At 68.0% G+C, this 13,377-nt stretch carries 15 protein-coding genes; 11 read left to right on the top strand and 4 right to left on the bottom strand.

The features are described 5' to 3' along the window. Window positions 1-170 precede the first annotated feature (170 nt). The 8 genes from NQ706_RS11680 to NQ706_RS11645 all read left to right on the top strand — a co-directional run bounded on the left by NQ706_RS11680 (window position 171) and on the right by NQ706_RS11645 (window position 6,949). A complete protein-coding gene (locus NQ706_RS11680) occupies window positions 171-1,229 on the top strand; it encodes a hypothetical protein (protein WP_404360963.1) in 1,059 nt (352 codons plus the stop codon). A 259-nt stretch (window positions 1,230-1,488) separates the two neighbouring features. Continuing rightward, entirely contained in the window at window positions 1,489-1,863 is a 375-nt protein-coding gene (locus NQ706_RS11675) for a hypothetical protein (RefSeq protein ID WP_150112693.1), read from the top strand. Window positions 1,864-1,905: 42 nt separating this feature from the next. Then, the gene (locus NQ706_RS11670; RefSeq protein ID WP_081873530.1) at window positions 1,906-2,316 is read left to right on the top strand and encodes an HNH endonuclease; all 411 of its coding nucleotides are present in this window, start codon (window positions 1,906-1,908) and stop codon (window positions 2,314-2,316) included. A gap of 207 nt (window positions 2,317-2,523) precedes the next feature. Beyond that, window positions 2,524-3,147: a uracil-DNA glycosylase gene (locus NQ706_RS11665; RefSeq protein WP_038566402.1), complete on the top strand. Its 624-nt coding sequence runs from the start codon at window positions 2,524-2,526 to the stop codon at window positions 3,145-3,147. Between the two features lie 163 nt (window positions 3,148-3,310). Then, entirely contained in the window at window positions 3,311-4,183 is an 873-nt protein-coding gene (locus tag NQ706_RS11660; protein WP_051805459.1) for an alpha/beta fold hydrolase, read from the top strand. A gap of 291 nt (window positions 4,184-4,474) precedes the next feature. Continuing rightward, complete coding sequence (locus NQ706_RS11655; RefSeq protein ID WP_038566404.1) at window positions 4,475-5,587, top strand: hypothetical protein; 1,113 nt, start codon at window positions 4,475-4,477, stop codon at window positions 5,585-5,587. A 545-nt stretch (window positions 5,588-6,132) separates the two neighbouring features. Next, entirely contained in the window at window positions 6,133-6,387 is a 255-nt protein-coding gene (locus tag NQ706_RS11650; RefSeq protein WP_051805461.1) for a TM2 domain-containing protein, read from the top strand. Window positions 6,388-6,481: 94 nt separating this feature from the next. Continuing rightward, window positions 6,482-6,949 (top strand): hypothetical protein, encoded by a 468-nt coding sequence (locus NQ706_RS11645; protein WP_150112695.1) that lies wholly within the window; start codon window positions 6,482-6,484, stop codon window positions 6,947-6,949. 412 nt (window positions 6,950-7,361) lie between these two features. Here NQ706_RS11645 and NQ706_RS11640 read toward each other — a convergent pair whose 3' ends face one another. After that, window positions 7,362-7,727: a hypothetical protein gene (locus tag NQ706_RS11640; RefSeq protein WP_038566408.1), complete on the bottom strand. Its 366-nt coding sequence runs from the start codon at window positions 7,725-7,727 to the stop codon at window positions 7,362-7,364. Window positions 7,728-7,737: 10 nt separating this feature from the next. Here NQ706_RS11640 and NQ706_RS11635 point away from each other — a divergent pair, with 10 nt between their 5' ends. After that, the gene (locus NQ706_RS11635; protein ID WP_150112696.1) at window positions 7,738-8,100 is read left to right on the top strand and encodes a hypothetical protein; all 363 of its coding nucleotides are present in this window, start codon (window positions 7,738-7,740) and stop codon (window positions 8,098-8,100) included. Window positions 8,101-8,223: 123 nt separating this feature from the next. Here NQ706_RS11635 and NQ706_RS11630 read toward each other — a convergent pair whose 3' ends face one another. Continuing rightward, the gene (locus tag NQ706_RS11630; protein ID WP_038566412.1) at window positions 8,224-9,144 is read right to left on the bottom strand and encodes an NADP-dependent oxidoreductase; all 921 of its coding nucleotides are present in this window, start codon (window positions 9,142-9,144) and stop codon (window positions 8,224-8,226) included. A 192-nt stretch (window positions 9,145-9,336) separates the two neighbouring features. Here NQ706_RS11630 and NQ706_RS11625 point away from each other — a divergent pair, with 192 nt between their 5' ends. After that, window positions 9,337-10,491: a hypothetical protein gene (locus tag NQ706_RS11625; protein ID WP_235181982.1), complete on the top strand. Its 1,155-nt coding sequence runs from the start codon at window positions 9,337-9,339 to the stop codon at window positions 10,489-10,491. Window positions 10,492-10,499: 8 nt separating this feature from the next. Here the strand turns inward: NQ706_RS11625 and NQ706_RS11620 are convergent, their stop codons facing one another. Both NQ706_RS11620 and NQ706_RS11615 read right to left on the bottom strand, forming a co-directional pair. Continuing rightward, window positions 10,500-11,222: a GTP pyrophosphokinase family protein gene (locus NQ706_RS11620; protein ID WP_081873775.1), complete on the bottom strand. Its 723-nt coding sequence runs from the start codon at window positions 11,220-11,222 to the stop codon at window positions 10,500-10,502. A gap of 117 nt (window positions 11,223-11,339) precedes the next feature. Beyond that, window positions 11,340-11,501 (bottom strand): hypothetical protein, encoded by a 162-nt coding sequence (locus tag NQ706_RS11615; RefSeq protein WP_156444974.1) that lies wholly within the window; start codon window positions 11,499-11,501, stop codon window positions 11,340-11,342. 337 nt (window positions 11,502-11,838) lie between these two features. Here NQ706_RS11615 and NQ706_RS11610 point away from each other — a divergent pair, with 337 nt between their 5' ends. Then, the gene (locus tag NQ706_RS11610; protein WP_051805463.1) at window positions 11,839-12,924 is read left to right on the top strand and encodes a DUF2332 domain-containing protein; all 1,086 of its coding nucleotides are present in this window, start codon (window positions 11,839-11,841) and stop codon (window positions 12,922-12,924) included. Window positions 12,925-13,377 lie beyond the last annotated feature (453 nt).

Here is a 13,377-nt window from a genome sequence, read left to right as displayed (position 1 = left end):
GGCGAAGAACAAGGGGTTGGTTCACTTTGGATGACCAAAATCGGCTCGGCGGTTCAGGTTGGATGAACGAAATCGTCATCGTGGTCCAGGTCGGGTGATTCTGGTTCACCTTCGATGACGATTGACAACGACTCGGGCGCACAGGGCGACGACCGGGCACCCAGCGCAACATGACGTTCTTGGCTCTCGACGACCAACAGCTTCTGCGCGCAGCTGGTTTGCTGCGGTTGCTTGGCGGAGGCTTTGTCGAACCGATCGAGGCACCCCCCGCGCCCCTCCATATTGCCGCGCAGCAAATGCTTGCCCGGTGCCTGGAGCAGGGCCGCGTCGATCTAGGGTCTGAGATGCAGTGGCTCTCTCAGCTCGGCCTCGGAACCCCGCAGGAGTTGCAGGAGATTGCAGAGTGGTTGCTCGCGAGCGGCCACCTTGATTCTGACGGTGGGCTCAGCTTCGTGGGCCAAGCAGCCGAGCGTCGCTACGGGGCGCGCAACTTCATGGAAGTGCTCGCCGTTTTCTCCGCTCCGCCCGAGATCGTTGCCCTGCACGGGCGCACCGAAATCGGCAGCCTCGACCCCAGTCTGCTCGCCACACGCGTCGATGGGCCGCGCCTCATCGTCCTTGCCGGTAGGGCGTGGCGAGTGACGCACATCGACTGGAAGCACCGCCGAGCCTTCGTCGAACCGTCAGATCAGGTGGGACGCGCGCGCTGGGGTGGAACGGTGGGCATGCAGTCCTTCGCGCTGGCAGGGGCCGTTCGCGATGTGCTTCTCAGGGCCGACTTGCCCGGTGTGGCGGTGTCCGAACGAGCATCAATGCGTTTGCGGCAGATTCATGACGAATACGCGCCGCGCGTCCTGAAACAGGCCACAGTGGTACGAGATGAACCGTCGGGGCGGCGGTGGTGGACGTTCGCGGGCCTTCGCATCAACGAAGTGCTGGCGGCCGCGCTCGACGATGTCGCCCCCGAACTGTGCCGGGACGGCGCCGTCGGTAACTGGTCGTTGCCCGTGGCGCCGGGAGTATCAGCAGGCCAGCTCGCTCAGGCGCTCGCCCGGGCTCGTGAGCGCTTTGGCGAGACGTTGGCCGACGTCACCCCAGCTGTCAGCGAGGACGCACTTCGCGGACTCAAGTTTGCAGAGATGCTGCCGCCACACCTGGCGATTCGTACGCTGGGCCGCCGTCTGGGCGAACCCGTCGAACTCGGCGTTCCACCGCGTCCTGCAGGATAGCGTTGAGGGAGGCTTCTCCAATGTTTCCCGCGAAACGGGGCACGCACTGAGCGGACGTGGGGTTTCGCCGTGTGCTCGGGTGGCGGCGACGCCAAGCGGAACATCTGCATCGTTGCCACCTTGCCGGATGACGCGTCTGGAGCAACGGATGCGGTGTCGAAGCGCACGAGTGCAGCACCAGGTGAGATCGTTGGAGACGCGACAGCTCGGAGGGACCGAGCAGCGCAGACCGAGCGCACAACGTGAGATGGAGTTCCACATGGCGTCGTACCTGCTGACCTGCAACCCCTCGTATTGGCCTGACGACGCAACTGACCACCGGTTCCTGGCTGAACAGCCCGAGCGTTTTCGACGCGGTGAAGCTCTCGAGACAAGCAGATGGTCGACAGGTGCGCGCAAGAAAGACTTCGTTCTTGGCGATCGCCTCTATCTGCTCGTGCAAGGCGACGGCGGGCGAAGGGGCATCATCGCAAGCGGATGGGTGACTGACCCAGCCGTCGTTGAAGACGACGCCTGGGAGGGAGCTGCCGGTCGCAAGAACTACGTCGACAACATTGATTGGGACGCGTTCGTCGCGCGAGAGGAAGCTCTTCCGCTTGACGCCTTGAAAGTTCTCGCCCCATCGACCTACTGAAATCCGCAGTCAAGCGGAACGCTGATTCATGCGGATGACAGCTTGGCTGTCGCAGAGGCGTGGGAAAGCCACCTAGAAGACCTCGGATACGCCGAGGAGGGTGCGCTCTCCGCGCAGGACGCCGCGTCTGAGGGTGCGGATATCGAACGTCGCTACGTGATGGCGGCACGTCTGGTTCGTCGGCATCAGAGCGCCTTCCGTGCCCTTCTCCTGAGGCACCAACCAAATGCTTGCGCCTACTGCGGCCTCTCGACCGTTGCGTTGCTGGAGGCAGCTCACATCGTCGACGATGCCCATGGCGGCGCGGCCAGTCTCGACAACGGAATCCTGCTCTGTGCGAATCATCACCGCGCCTTCGACAAGGGCCTTCTCGTTCGGGAGGAGACCGGAGAGTTCCAGCCCGCCGACGGGATCGAAGCCGAGGACCTCTTGCCGCTGCCGATCGGCGAGTGAGGCGATCACGAGGGGGCAGCGGCGCCGGTTTCGGTGCCCTGAGGGTCTTCGCCTTGGGGCCCTGGGTATCTGCGCCGCCCCGGAGTGCTGGCGCGGTCCCGGCACCCACGCGCACACGCCCGCCTTATCGCGGAAGCGAGGGAGATTTGAGTGGGCCTCCTCTAGCAATGCCCCCACGAGGGACTTGGCACCTGTCAGGGTTGAACCATGACGCGACAGATGGCGAACCCCGCCTTTCGACGTGAGCAGCAGCAGCGCCTGCACGAACCGCACATCGCTCCGATCACCGACCTGATCGACAGCTTGCGAAGCGATGAGGAGTGGCTTCCGTATGTCGCGCCGATCCACGGTGGCATCGATGCCCGAATGATGACCGTGCTGCGCGATCCTGGCCCAAAGACCAGTCAAGGCACCGGGTCGGGGATGTTGTGCACGGAGAACGACGATCAAACGGCGGCGAAGCAATGTGAACTGATGGCCGGCGCGGGCCTGGTGCCCTCCGACCTCACGCCGTGGAATGCCTACCCCTGGTACATCAACCGTGCTCCGTCCAAGGCGCAGATCAGACGGGCCGCGCCCGCCCTCGCGTCGATGGTGACACTCATGCCGAAACTTCGTGTTGTTCTCCTGACAGGGCGCGACGCCCAAGCCGCATGGGACGTTGCGGCGCAACAGGAGCCGCTCCTCCTGAATGGCGGATTCGTTGCCCTACGGACGTTCCACGCAAGTGCTCAGGCACTTCAGACGAGCGATCCACTCGAGCGCGCCCGGCGCATCGATCATCGCGTTAAGACGTGGAACGAGGCGGGGCGGATCGTTCGGATGGGGTGACGTTTCACTACCGACGGAGATCTGACGTCAGGGTCAGTCATCGCCCGGTCGAACAGCGCCACATCGCTACCACGCGCCAGAGCGTTCGTTGCCATGGCGCTGGGTCGCCAAGGGGAGATCACGCCGCGGTGGCTGAGCCGGGGGATCGGCTACCGTGCGACGTATGAGTGAGAGCAAGAGTGGCCTGGACGAATGGCGCGAGACGCGTACCGTTACCGTCGCCGACCTGACGTTCGATGTCGCCACCGCTGGCCCCGATGACGGCGCGCCGGTGATGCTGCTGCACGGCTTCCCCGAGTCGAACGCCCAATGGCGTTCCGTCGCAGCGCAACTCGCCGACGCCGGCCACCGCGTCATCGCCCCGAACCTGCGCGGATACTCGTCCGCCGCACGCCCCCAGGGCGCTGAGAACTACGCGATCGACGAACTCGTCGGCGACGTCATCGGCCTGCTCGACGCCCTCGACATCGAGCGCGCCCACCTCGTCGGGCACGACTGGGGCGGCACGATCGGGTGGTTCGCCGCCATCCGCCACCCCGAACGTTTCGCGACGTACACCGCCGTCAGCACCGCCCACCCCAAGGCCATGCTCGACGCCATCGCCACCGACGAATCCCAGCGCGACGCCATGCAGTACATCAAGACGTTCCGCGAACCCGACGCCGCCGAACACCTCATGGCCGACGACTGGCGCCAGCTACGCGAAGGCTGCGACGACCTGCCCCGCGCGACGTTCGACGAACACGCCCGCCTCCTCGCCGAACCCGGCGCCCTCGACGCCGCCCTCAACTACTACCGCGCCTACGGCCCCCGCGACGCCGCCGACCTCGGCCCCTGCACCATCCCGACGACGTACGTCTGGGGCGCCGACGACTTCGCCTTCGGCCACACCGCCGCCCACCTCACCCACGCCTACGTCGACGCCCCCTACCGCCTCGTCGAACTCAAGAACACCGGCCACTGGATCAGCGACCTCCACCCCGAACCCCTCGCCGCCGCCATCCTCGAACGCATCGACGAGGCCCACGAACGCTGAGCTGGCGCCGTCATCGCCGCCACTCGAAGGGCCCGGCGGAGGCGCGCGCTCGCCCGACGGGTGTGTGCGCTCGCTCGGCAAGCCTGCGAACGATCCATGCCAACGACCGCGGGAGCGCGCCTCAAGCGCGCCGAGCCCATCGAAACGGACAGTGGACGGTCTCGATGCCCACAGCCTGGACGGGCGACCGACACGCCCACGACACGGCGTTACCCGCCAGTTGGAACCGATGAACTCCCAGGTTCCTCTAATGTGTTGATCAAACGTCCGTGGCACGGGAGGAAAACCGCGATGTCCAACTCGAACGACGACCTGAACGAGCAGCCGACGCAGATGGCGTCGGCCGGTTCGCACGAGCAGGCCGGCGAGGGCCAGTCGACCTGGCAGAGCCAGGGTCAGCAGGGTCAGCACCAGGCAGGCGGGCTCGGCGGACAGTTCGCTGCTAACGAGGGCGAGACCCGCGCGATGCCGCACAACGCCTCGAACCCGCAGGGCTCGAACGGGTACGGCCAGACCTCCGGCGGCCCCGGCCAGTACCCGCCGGTTCCCGGCTCCGCTCCGCAGGGCGGCACCTACCAGACGTCGGGCGGGCAGCAGGGCTCGAACCCCTCGGGCCAGCACGGCTCGGGCTACGGCTCGGCGCCGCAGAACTCCACGCCCAACGGCCAGGGCGGCCAGTGGAACTCGGCTCCGCAGGGCGCGCCCTACGGCCAGAACGGCCAGGGTCAGCCCGCCCAGCAGAACGGCGGCTACAACTCCTCGCCGCAGGGCTACGCTTCCGGCGCGCAGGCTGGATACGCCAACACCAACCAGCAGGGCGCCGCCTACAACCCCGGCCAGCAGTACAACCAGGGCCAGACGGTGACGCAGAACCAGTACGCACCCCAGAACGGCGCGACGGCCGACAAGCCCCGCCCCGGCATCGGCAAGACGCTCGGCTGGGGCCTCGTCGCCGCCTCGCTCCTCGCCATCATCGGTGTCTTCGGCACCTGGATGTGGCTGAAGATCGACGCCGGCACGCTCGGCAACTTCAACGCCTCGACGAACGGCATCGGCATGGAGTCGAGCAACATCCCCAACTCCGACTCCGCCGGTGATGACAACAAGGTGACGGACGGCTGGTTCGTCCTCATCCCCGCCATCATCGCCCTGGCTCTCGGCGTGCTGCGCGCGCTCGGCAAGATCCGCAAGCCCGTCATGTGGGTCGGCGCAGCGCTGGGCGGTATCGCCACGGCAGTCGCCGTCTACGACTACTTCGACGTCCGCGACAAGCTGGACGAGGCCAAGCAGGGCGCGAACGGCCTCGCCGGGTTCAGCGCCGGCAGCGGCTGGGGGCTGACGCTGTGCATCATCGCGGGCCTGCTCATGCTCATCACGAGCATCATCAGCGCCCTGCGCGACTGACGAACAACCGCACCGCAGAGAGGCGCCTCACCCGAACAGGGTGGGGCGCCTCGGGCGTTGTCGGCGAAGATGACGGGCGCTGTGTAACTGTTCCAGCCGCAGCGTCGCCTGTGGACGGTGACGGTTGTGGATGACGAACGCGCGGCCGGTCGTGGCGTCGCAAGACTGACGTCATGTTTCCCGCACCCGAACCGCAGCCCACGTCGTTGCCGTACCCGCTCCCACCGGCTCACCCGCGCGTAGACAGCTACGGCCCGCCCATCGACGCACCCCACATGCCCCCGACTCAGAGCTTCGCGCCTGACGCTCGGGGCCACCACGACAGCGCGTGGAACCACGAACAGCCCATGCCCGGCGCCTGGCCTTCGGGCGCATGGTCGTCGGACGCATGGGCCTCAGGGCCGTGGACGCCCGGAGCCGTCCCCCCGCAAGCCTGGTCGGCTGGGCCGTGGGCTCCTGGGGAGTGGTCCGCGGCGGGGTGGCATCAGGGACGTTGGCAACCCGGCCCATGGCAACCTCGCGCATCGCCGACGCAGCCCGCATCCGTGCCGCAGCATTCACCGCGCAAGAAGACGACAGCGGGGCTCCTGCAGATCGTCGGTGGCTGGGCGGGCCTTGGCCGGTTCTACGCCGGTGACTCACGCCGCGGCGGCATCCACCTCGCGGTGTTCAGCAGTGGCATCTTCGTGCCCGGCTGCACGATGCTCAGCATGTTCATGGTCGCCTACGGCGTCATCGACGGCATCCAGATCCTCATGCTCAACGCCCGCGACGACACCGGCCGGTTGTTGAGCGAATGAGGAGGTTGCTGACGACAGCTCAGCGTGCCTCCAGACGTGAGATCAGGGTGCTGACCCGCTCGCGGCGGCCGTCTTCGGAGCCTCGGGGCCTCCGGTGCCGAGCGTATTGGTCGGCTCGGGAGCAGGCGGCGTCGTCGCCGGGGGCTGCGTGGGCGCAGGCGTCGTCGGGGCCTGCGTCGGCGGCGGCGGTGCGGACGTCGTGGTGGGTTTCGTCGTCGTGGTGGTCGACGGCGCCGTGGTCGTCGACTTCGTCGTCGGCTTCGTCGACGTGGGCTTCGGTTTGGACGAGGTCGTCTTCGGCTTCGTCGTCGTGCGAGGCGCGCGCGTCGTCGTCGTCGTGCGGGGCGCGCGCGTCGTCGGCGCAGTGCGCGTGGGCGCCGTGGTCGGTGCCACCGTCGTGGCCTCCGCGGTCGGCCGGCTCGACGAGGTCGTCGACGTGCTCGGGGAGGACGACGAGCTCGAGCTCGATGAACTCGACGAAACAGACGATGAATTCGACGGCGTGGCCGATGTGCTCGACGCCACCGAGGCCGGGAGCTCGGAGTCGCTGTTGCTGCCGTAGTTCTTCGCGAACATGGTGGCACCGACCAACGCGCCGGCACCGATGATCGACGCCGTCACCACCCCGATGAACGCGCGACGACGAGACCGGTTGGCTTCTTCCTCGGCCAGCAGGTCATCGTGCTCGTCGTCATGCCAGAACGGCTCATCCTCCACCATCGTCACGAGTCTACGAAGGTGCGACGCCGACGACAAACAGGCAGCCGCGAACCTCGTCGGAGGATGAGTCTGCGGCCCTCGACGTCCGGGACCCGCGCGCGTTCAGGGCACGCGGCCGTGGCGACGTCGACGGTGTGTTCGAGCTTTCTGCACCCCTGCGGCGCGAGAAACTCGACACCGAGTCCGGCATACCACCGGGGCGAGCCGTCAGCTCGGTCGTCCACGCCGCGCGGTCTTCCATGGGGCGCCGGCACTCAGTTCGACGCGAGGTCGCAGATGTTGTACCACCCCTGCGGGTTCGTCTCGTTCTTCTCGAACGACGTGAAGTTCCACGCCACCTTCGTGTACGCGGGCCGCCCGCGGCACGTGCCGAGCTTGGCCGTGATGTACGCCTTCTGCCGCGGCAGGTCGACCATCGAATCGGAGTTCTCGCCGTTCTCGGCGATGCCCGTGGCACGTGCCACCTGGCCGCCCCAGCTGCTCCACACGACGTCCGTCACGAACATCGTGTGGTGCGACGTGATGGCGAACGTCGACGGCTTGACCTTGCCGATGCCATCGGCGATGACCGGGCTGCCCGGCGTGAGAACTTGCTCGCGCCCGAACGTCACACCACTCACGGTGCTCGGCGTGGGATCACCCGGCGCAGGCGGGCGCTCGGAGGTCGCGCTGTACGTCGGCGAACTGCGCGTCGCCGACGCTGACGTCGGCTGCGGCGCCACCGTCGACGACGCAGGCGTCGTGGGGGCAGCGGTGCTCGACGTCGGGGCCGACGTGGAAGTCGGCACGCTCGAGGACACCGCCGTCGACGTGGTGGGTTGCGACGAGGTCGATGACGGCCTGGTCGACGCCGAGGTGGACGCCGTCGCCGTGAAGGACGACGCGCCCGACGCCGGGTCCGACCCGTCGTCCGAGGAACAAGCCGTCAGGGCTGCGAGGCCGGCGATGAACGTGATGCTGACGATCCCCCGAGTTCTCATGCTTCAACGCTAGGCCGATACCAGGCGGTAGGGGTGCGAAGTGGCCGGGAATTCGGGGTGCGAGATCAGCAGGTTCACCATCGAGCCGACGAGCCCGCCACACGGTCGGCGGAACTCGTCGGCTGGACGAGATGCGTCAGGGGGTGACGACGATCTTGCCGCGCGTGTGGCCCTCACGGCTCTGGGCGAAGGCATCGGCAAGCCGCTCGAGCGGGTAGGTCGCGGCGATGTCGACGCGCAGCGCGCCGTCGTCGACGAGTTGCGCGAGCTTCGCGAGATCCTCGGCGCTCGGGCGCACCCACGCATAGAGCCCGCCATTGAGCGCGACGCTCGGATCGGCGACCGACACGTGCCGCCCGGCCGGGGTGAGCAGCTGCATCGTCTGCTCCTCGACGTCACCGACGTAGTCGGCGCTCACCGTCACGCCGTCGGGTGCGATGGCGCGCACACGCTCGACCAGGCCGTCACCGTATTCGACGACGTCGTCCGCCCCGAGGCCGCGCACGTACTCGTGGTTGCGCTCGGACGCGGTGCCGATGACACGCGCCCCGATGTGCTTCGCGATCTGCACCGCGTACGACCCGACGCCGCCGGCCGCACCGTGCACGAGCAGCGTGTCGTTGGCGTTGAGGTTGAGACGCGTCAGCGTCTGGTAGGCCGTGAGCCCGGCGAGGGGCAGGGAGGCCGCTTCCTCGAACGTCATCGACGCGGGCTTGCGAGTCGCGGTACGCACCGGGACGGTGACGAGTTCGGCGAACGTGCCGCCGGCCACGACGTCCTTGCGGGCGTACGCCATGATCTCGTCGCCGACGCGGAACTCGGGCACGTCGAGCCCGACGGCCTCGACGACGCCCGCGACGTCCCAGCCCGGAACGGCGGGGAAGACCGTCATCATGAGCGAGTCGAGCCCGCCCGACACGATCTTCCAGTCGACGGGGTTCACGCTCGCCGCCTTGACGCGCACGAGCACCTCACCGGGGCCGAAGCGCGGGGTGTCGAGATCGCGCAGTTCGAGAACACTGTCATCGCCGTAGCGGGAGTACGTCATCGCCTTCATGCTCGGTTCAATGACATGCGCGGCGCACGTATTCCTTCATGCGGTCGGCAGAGTCGTCGATCGCCACGTCGAGCGCGTCCCCGATCGTCGTGGCGTGACGTGGGGCGCGCCGAGGCGGCAGGGCGGCACGTCGCACCCCGGCGTCCCGGCGGCAAGGATGAGCGCGGCGCGCTGATGGCGCATCATGGGGACGTGCATGACGACGACGCGACACACGAGTTGCCCCTCCGATCGGCGGGAGAACACCCGGCCTGGATGGCCTCCGGGGGAGACGCTTCCGGACCGGACACCGCGCCGTCGGACCCGTCGGATCGCCCTGTCCTCGACGTCGGGCTCGTCGTCTCACCCGCAGCGCTGACGAGCGCGACGCTCGCGTCCGACGTGACGGCGGCGCTCGCGGCGCAGTACCCGCAGGTCGAGTGGAACCTCGTCGTCGTCGAAGATCGTCTCGCCGAACCGCCAGTCACGCCCCTCGACCTCATCGAGACGGCACGTGATCGGATGCTCGACGAGAACTGGGATCTCGTGCTCGTCCTCACCGATCTGCCGCTCAAGGACGGGCGCCGCGTCGTGCAGACGCAGCTGTCGCCCGTCCATGGCGTGGGGCTCGTCGTCGTGCCCGCCCTCGGCGATGTGCAGGTGGCGACGAAAGTGCGCGCCGCGTGCGTGCGTCTCGTCGAGGAGCTGCTCCACTTCGACGAGGGCGACACGAGCGACGACATCGACCGCCGTGCCCGCCAGCGGGCCGAGGACGTCGAGGGGCGCGACGACGAGAACCCGGTGCAGTTCGCGGCGCGCGTGCTCGGCGGCAACGTCGGCGTGCTGCTCGGGCTCGTGCGAGCCAACCGTCCGCTGACGCTCGCGCTGCGCCTCAGCCAACTCATCGCGGTGACGGCGGCAGCCGGCGCGCTCATGCTCATCACGCCCGACATCTGGGTGCTCGCCACGAACTACGGGCCGTGGAGGCTCGGCCTGCTGTCGGTGATCGCCGTTGTGGCCGTAGCGGTTTCGCTGATCGTCGGGGCGAAGTTGTGGGAACGCCCGCGCCGCAAGGCCGAGCGCGAACAGGTGATGCTCTTCAACGTCGCCACAGCCCTGACGATGACGATCGGCGTCAGCGTCTTCTACCTCGCCGTGTTCTTGCTGGCGCTCGCGGCCGCTTTCCTTCTGCTCGACGGGCATTCGTTCCAGCAGTTGTCGGATCAGTCGTGGTCGATCGGCAAGATCGTCGAGAGCGCCTGGATGACGGCGTCACTCGCGACGCTGGGCGGCGCGGTCGGAGCAGGCCTCGAGGAGGACGACATCATCCGCGCCGCGGCCTACACGCGTGGACCGGACGAGGGCTGAGCCTCGCCTCAGTGACGCTCCGGCGAACTGTCGAAGTAGCTGATGAGCTGCAGCATCTCGGGCAGCACGTGATCGTCATCAGCGGAGTTCGCCGTGCGCAGCGCACTGATCTCGTGGTGCAGCCTCTCCATGTCGGCGTCGAGGCGGCTGGCCGTGTGCGCCGCCGTCGTCAGCTCCGCGAGCAGGTGCGCGGGCACGTCGCCGTCGTACTTGTAGTAGATCTTGTGCTCGAGGCTCGCCCAGAAATCCATGGCGATGGTGCGCAACTGCACCTCGACGGGCACGGGCTGCGGGCCCGTCGACAAGAAGATCGGCACCTCGACGATGAGATGCAGGCTGCGATACCCGTTCGGCTTCGGGTGCGCGACGTAGTCCTTCTGCTCGAGCAGCGTGACGTCGTCCTGCGCGAGCAACAGGTCGCGGACACGGTAGACATCGTGCGTGAACGAACAGATGACGCGGATGCCGGCGATGTCCGTGACGCGCGCCCGGACGTCGTCGAGGTGGCGGCAGTCGCGTTTGCGGGCCTTGCGCAGCAGCGACTCCATCGACTTCAGCCGCGTGCTGACGCTCTCGATCGGGCTGTAGCTGTCGGTGTGCGTGAACTCGCGTTGCAGCACGCGCAGCTTCGTCTCGATCTCGTCGATGGCCGAACGGTACGCGACCATGAACTGCTCGACGGCCGCGATACGCTCACGCGCCTCCTGAGCCGACAGGACGGGACGAGGCATGGGGTGCGAATCGGTCATCGGTGAGCTCCAGCACATGGTCGGGACGCCCCCAGCGTAGGCCTGCGCCCCTGCGCGTACGTTGAGCAGCCGCTCAACCCTTCGTCAGACCGCGTTCGATCATGCTGCGGGTTCGACGAACGTCATCGCGAACGCGGCTGGGCGGCTCGTATCCGCACACAGCGTCGCGTAGGGGGTGACGGGGGTTTCGGCGACGTCGGCGGGTGACGCGTCGGGCGTCGTCGTCAGCGTGGCGAGGGTGAACGGGTTGGTGATGGTCATGCGTGATCCTTCGAGTCAGGTGGCCGGTCGGCGGCGCGATGGTTCGCGGCTTCGCGTCGTGGCGAGGTGGGGATCCGGGCCGGGCGTCACGGACGCGGGGCGCGGATCATCGAGCGGCGCCGGAGAGATCTCGTCGGCTGCGTGCTCGTGTTCCACTCAACCACACGACGCGCGATTTCATGCCATCGGGGTGCGGCGTGGTGCTGTGCCCAACCGAGCGGTACGGACGGCGCGGGCTCCCGCCGCGCGTGAATTTCGGGGTTGCTTCTTAGCCTCGACGTCTTGTGAGCCGCCGTCGACGGGCGGAGGCTGACGTCGAGGCACCAAGGAGGCCACCATGACCATGACCGGGCTCGAAGCCGACACCGCCACGGCCTACCGCAGGTTCGCCACGAACGAAGCTCGCGGAAATTCGCCGATCTACGAGGCGATCTGCCTGCGCATCGCGGATGACGACGCCGTCCTCTCGCTCATCGCGACGCTGCCTGCGCCCAAGCGTCAGCCCAACCTCGTCCTGGGCGCTGCGCGCTACCTCGACGCGCCGTCCGACGATGCGTCGTCGTTCGTCAACTGGCTGCGCGAGCACTGGGACGAGGTGCGCGCGGTGGCGCTCTCGAGGGCCACCCAGACGAACGAGGTCGGGCGATGCGCGACGCTGTTGCCGTTCATCGCTGATGCGGCGCGTGCAGCGGGCGACGGCCCGATCGCGCTCGTCGAGGTCGGGTGCTCGGCCGGGTTGGCGCTCTACCCCGACCTATACGACTACGAGTACGTCTCCGCTGGGTCCGAGGGCGGCGTTGACTCCGGCGCCGGTGGCGAGCGGCCGCTGCTGACGTGCGTGGTCGCCGGCGCACTCGACGAGATGACGAACGCAACGCCGCGTGCGCCGACGATCGCATGGCGTGGCGGCCTCGATCTCAACCCACTCGATGTGTTGTCCGATGACCCCGAGGCTCTCGACAACGCCCGTTGGTTGCGAGCGCTCGTGTGGCCCGGCCAGGACGAGCGCGCATCGCGGCTCGCTGCGGCGATCGACACCGTCAGGCGGCACGTGACGTCGCACCCCGAGGACGCCGCGCACATCGTCCGTGGCGATGTCGTCGACGATCTCGAGCGCCTCGTCGCGCAGGTGCCGGACGAGCTGCACCTCGTGCTGTTCCACTCGGCCGTACTTGCCTACGTCGACGATGACACCCGCACACGATTCGAACGTCGCCTGCACGAGTTGACGCATCGGCCCGGTGGTTTCACGTGGATCAGCAACGAGGCGCCCAGCGTCATGCCGGGCACGCGCGACGCGGTGGCGGCTGCCTGGGAACCACGTGATCTGCGGGGACGTTTCGTGCTCGCCCTCGACGGGCAACCCCGCGCTCTGACGGGGCCCCACGGGCAGTCGCTGACACCGTGGGATGCCACGAACTGAGCTTCCCCCCGTGATGTGGCCGGAGGGGGCGAGAGCCTGACGTCAGCTGGTCAGCCGCCTGTGGCTGGCGAGGCTGCCTCAACTGCGATTCTTGTCCACATTCGCTCGACCTCACTCAGGCGGGCGCGCGGCACCCGCCCACCTCTACCTACGGTGCATCCCAGTCAGCCGGCTCCAGGGGCGCGGACGGTGGTGACGCCGTCGTCTCCGCGTCGGTGATGTGACGAGCGACGGCTGAGGCCGAGACCTCGCCCATCCGTCGTCGGTCCGGAGGCAGCGGCGCCATGAATGTGACCGTGGATCGCCAATGGGGACGGGATCCGCGAATGTGGACGAGAATCGCCGATGGGGACAGGAACCGCGGATGGGTATGGAGCGGGGGGCTCCGGCCAGGGCCACGACCAGATCGCCGAGGTGCGAGCGGGCCAACGGGTGAACGGGCGAGCGGCGGGG

Source organism: Dermacoccus sp. BD5 (genome assembly GCF_044878485.1).
Lineage (GTDB): Bacteria > Actinomycetota > Actinomycetes > Actinomycetales > Dermatophilaceae > Dermacoccus > Dermacoccus nishinomiyaensis.
This window is presented reverse-complemented; position numbering and strand designations above follow the sequence as displayed.

Bases quoted from the DNA above. Each gene is read 5' to 3' on its own strand.
- NQ706_RS11680 (WP_404360963.1), top strand. From the start codon at position 171: ATGACGTTCTTGGCTCTCGACGACCAACAGCTTCTGCGCGCAGCTGGT.
- NQ706_RS11675 (WP_150112693.1), top strand. From the start codon at position 1,489: ATGGCGTCGTACCTGCTGACCTGCAACCCCTCGTATTGGCCTGACGAC.
- NQ706_RS11665 (WP_038566402.1), top strand. From the start codon at position 2,524: ATGACGCGACAGATGGCGAACCCCGCCTTTCGACGTGAGCAGCAGCAG.
- NQ706_RS11660 (WP_051805459.1), top strand. From the start codon at position 3,311: ATGAGTGAGAGCAAGAGTGGCCTGGACGAATGGCGCGAGACGCGTACC.
- NQ706_RS11655 (WP_038566404.1), top strand. From the start codon at position 4,475: ATGTCCAACTCGAACGACGACCTGAACGAGCAGCCGACGCAGATGGCG.
- NQ706_RS11630 (WP_038566412.1), bottom strand. From the start codon at position 9,144: ATGAAGGCGATGACGTACTCCCGCTACGGCGATGACAGTGTTCTCGAA.
- NQ706_RS11620 (WP_081873775.1), bottom strand. From the start codon at position 11,222: ATGCCTCGTCCCGTCCTGTCGGCTCAGGAGGCGCGTGAGCGTATCGCG.
- NQ706_RS11615 (WP_156444974.1), bottom strand. From the start codon at position 11,501: ATGACCATCACCAACCCGTTCACCCTCGCCACGCTGACGACGACGCCC.
- NQ706_RS11610 (WP_051805463.1), top strand. From the start codon at position 11,839: ATGACCATGACCGGGCTCGAAGCCGACACCGCCACGGCCTACCGCAGG.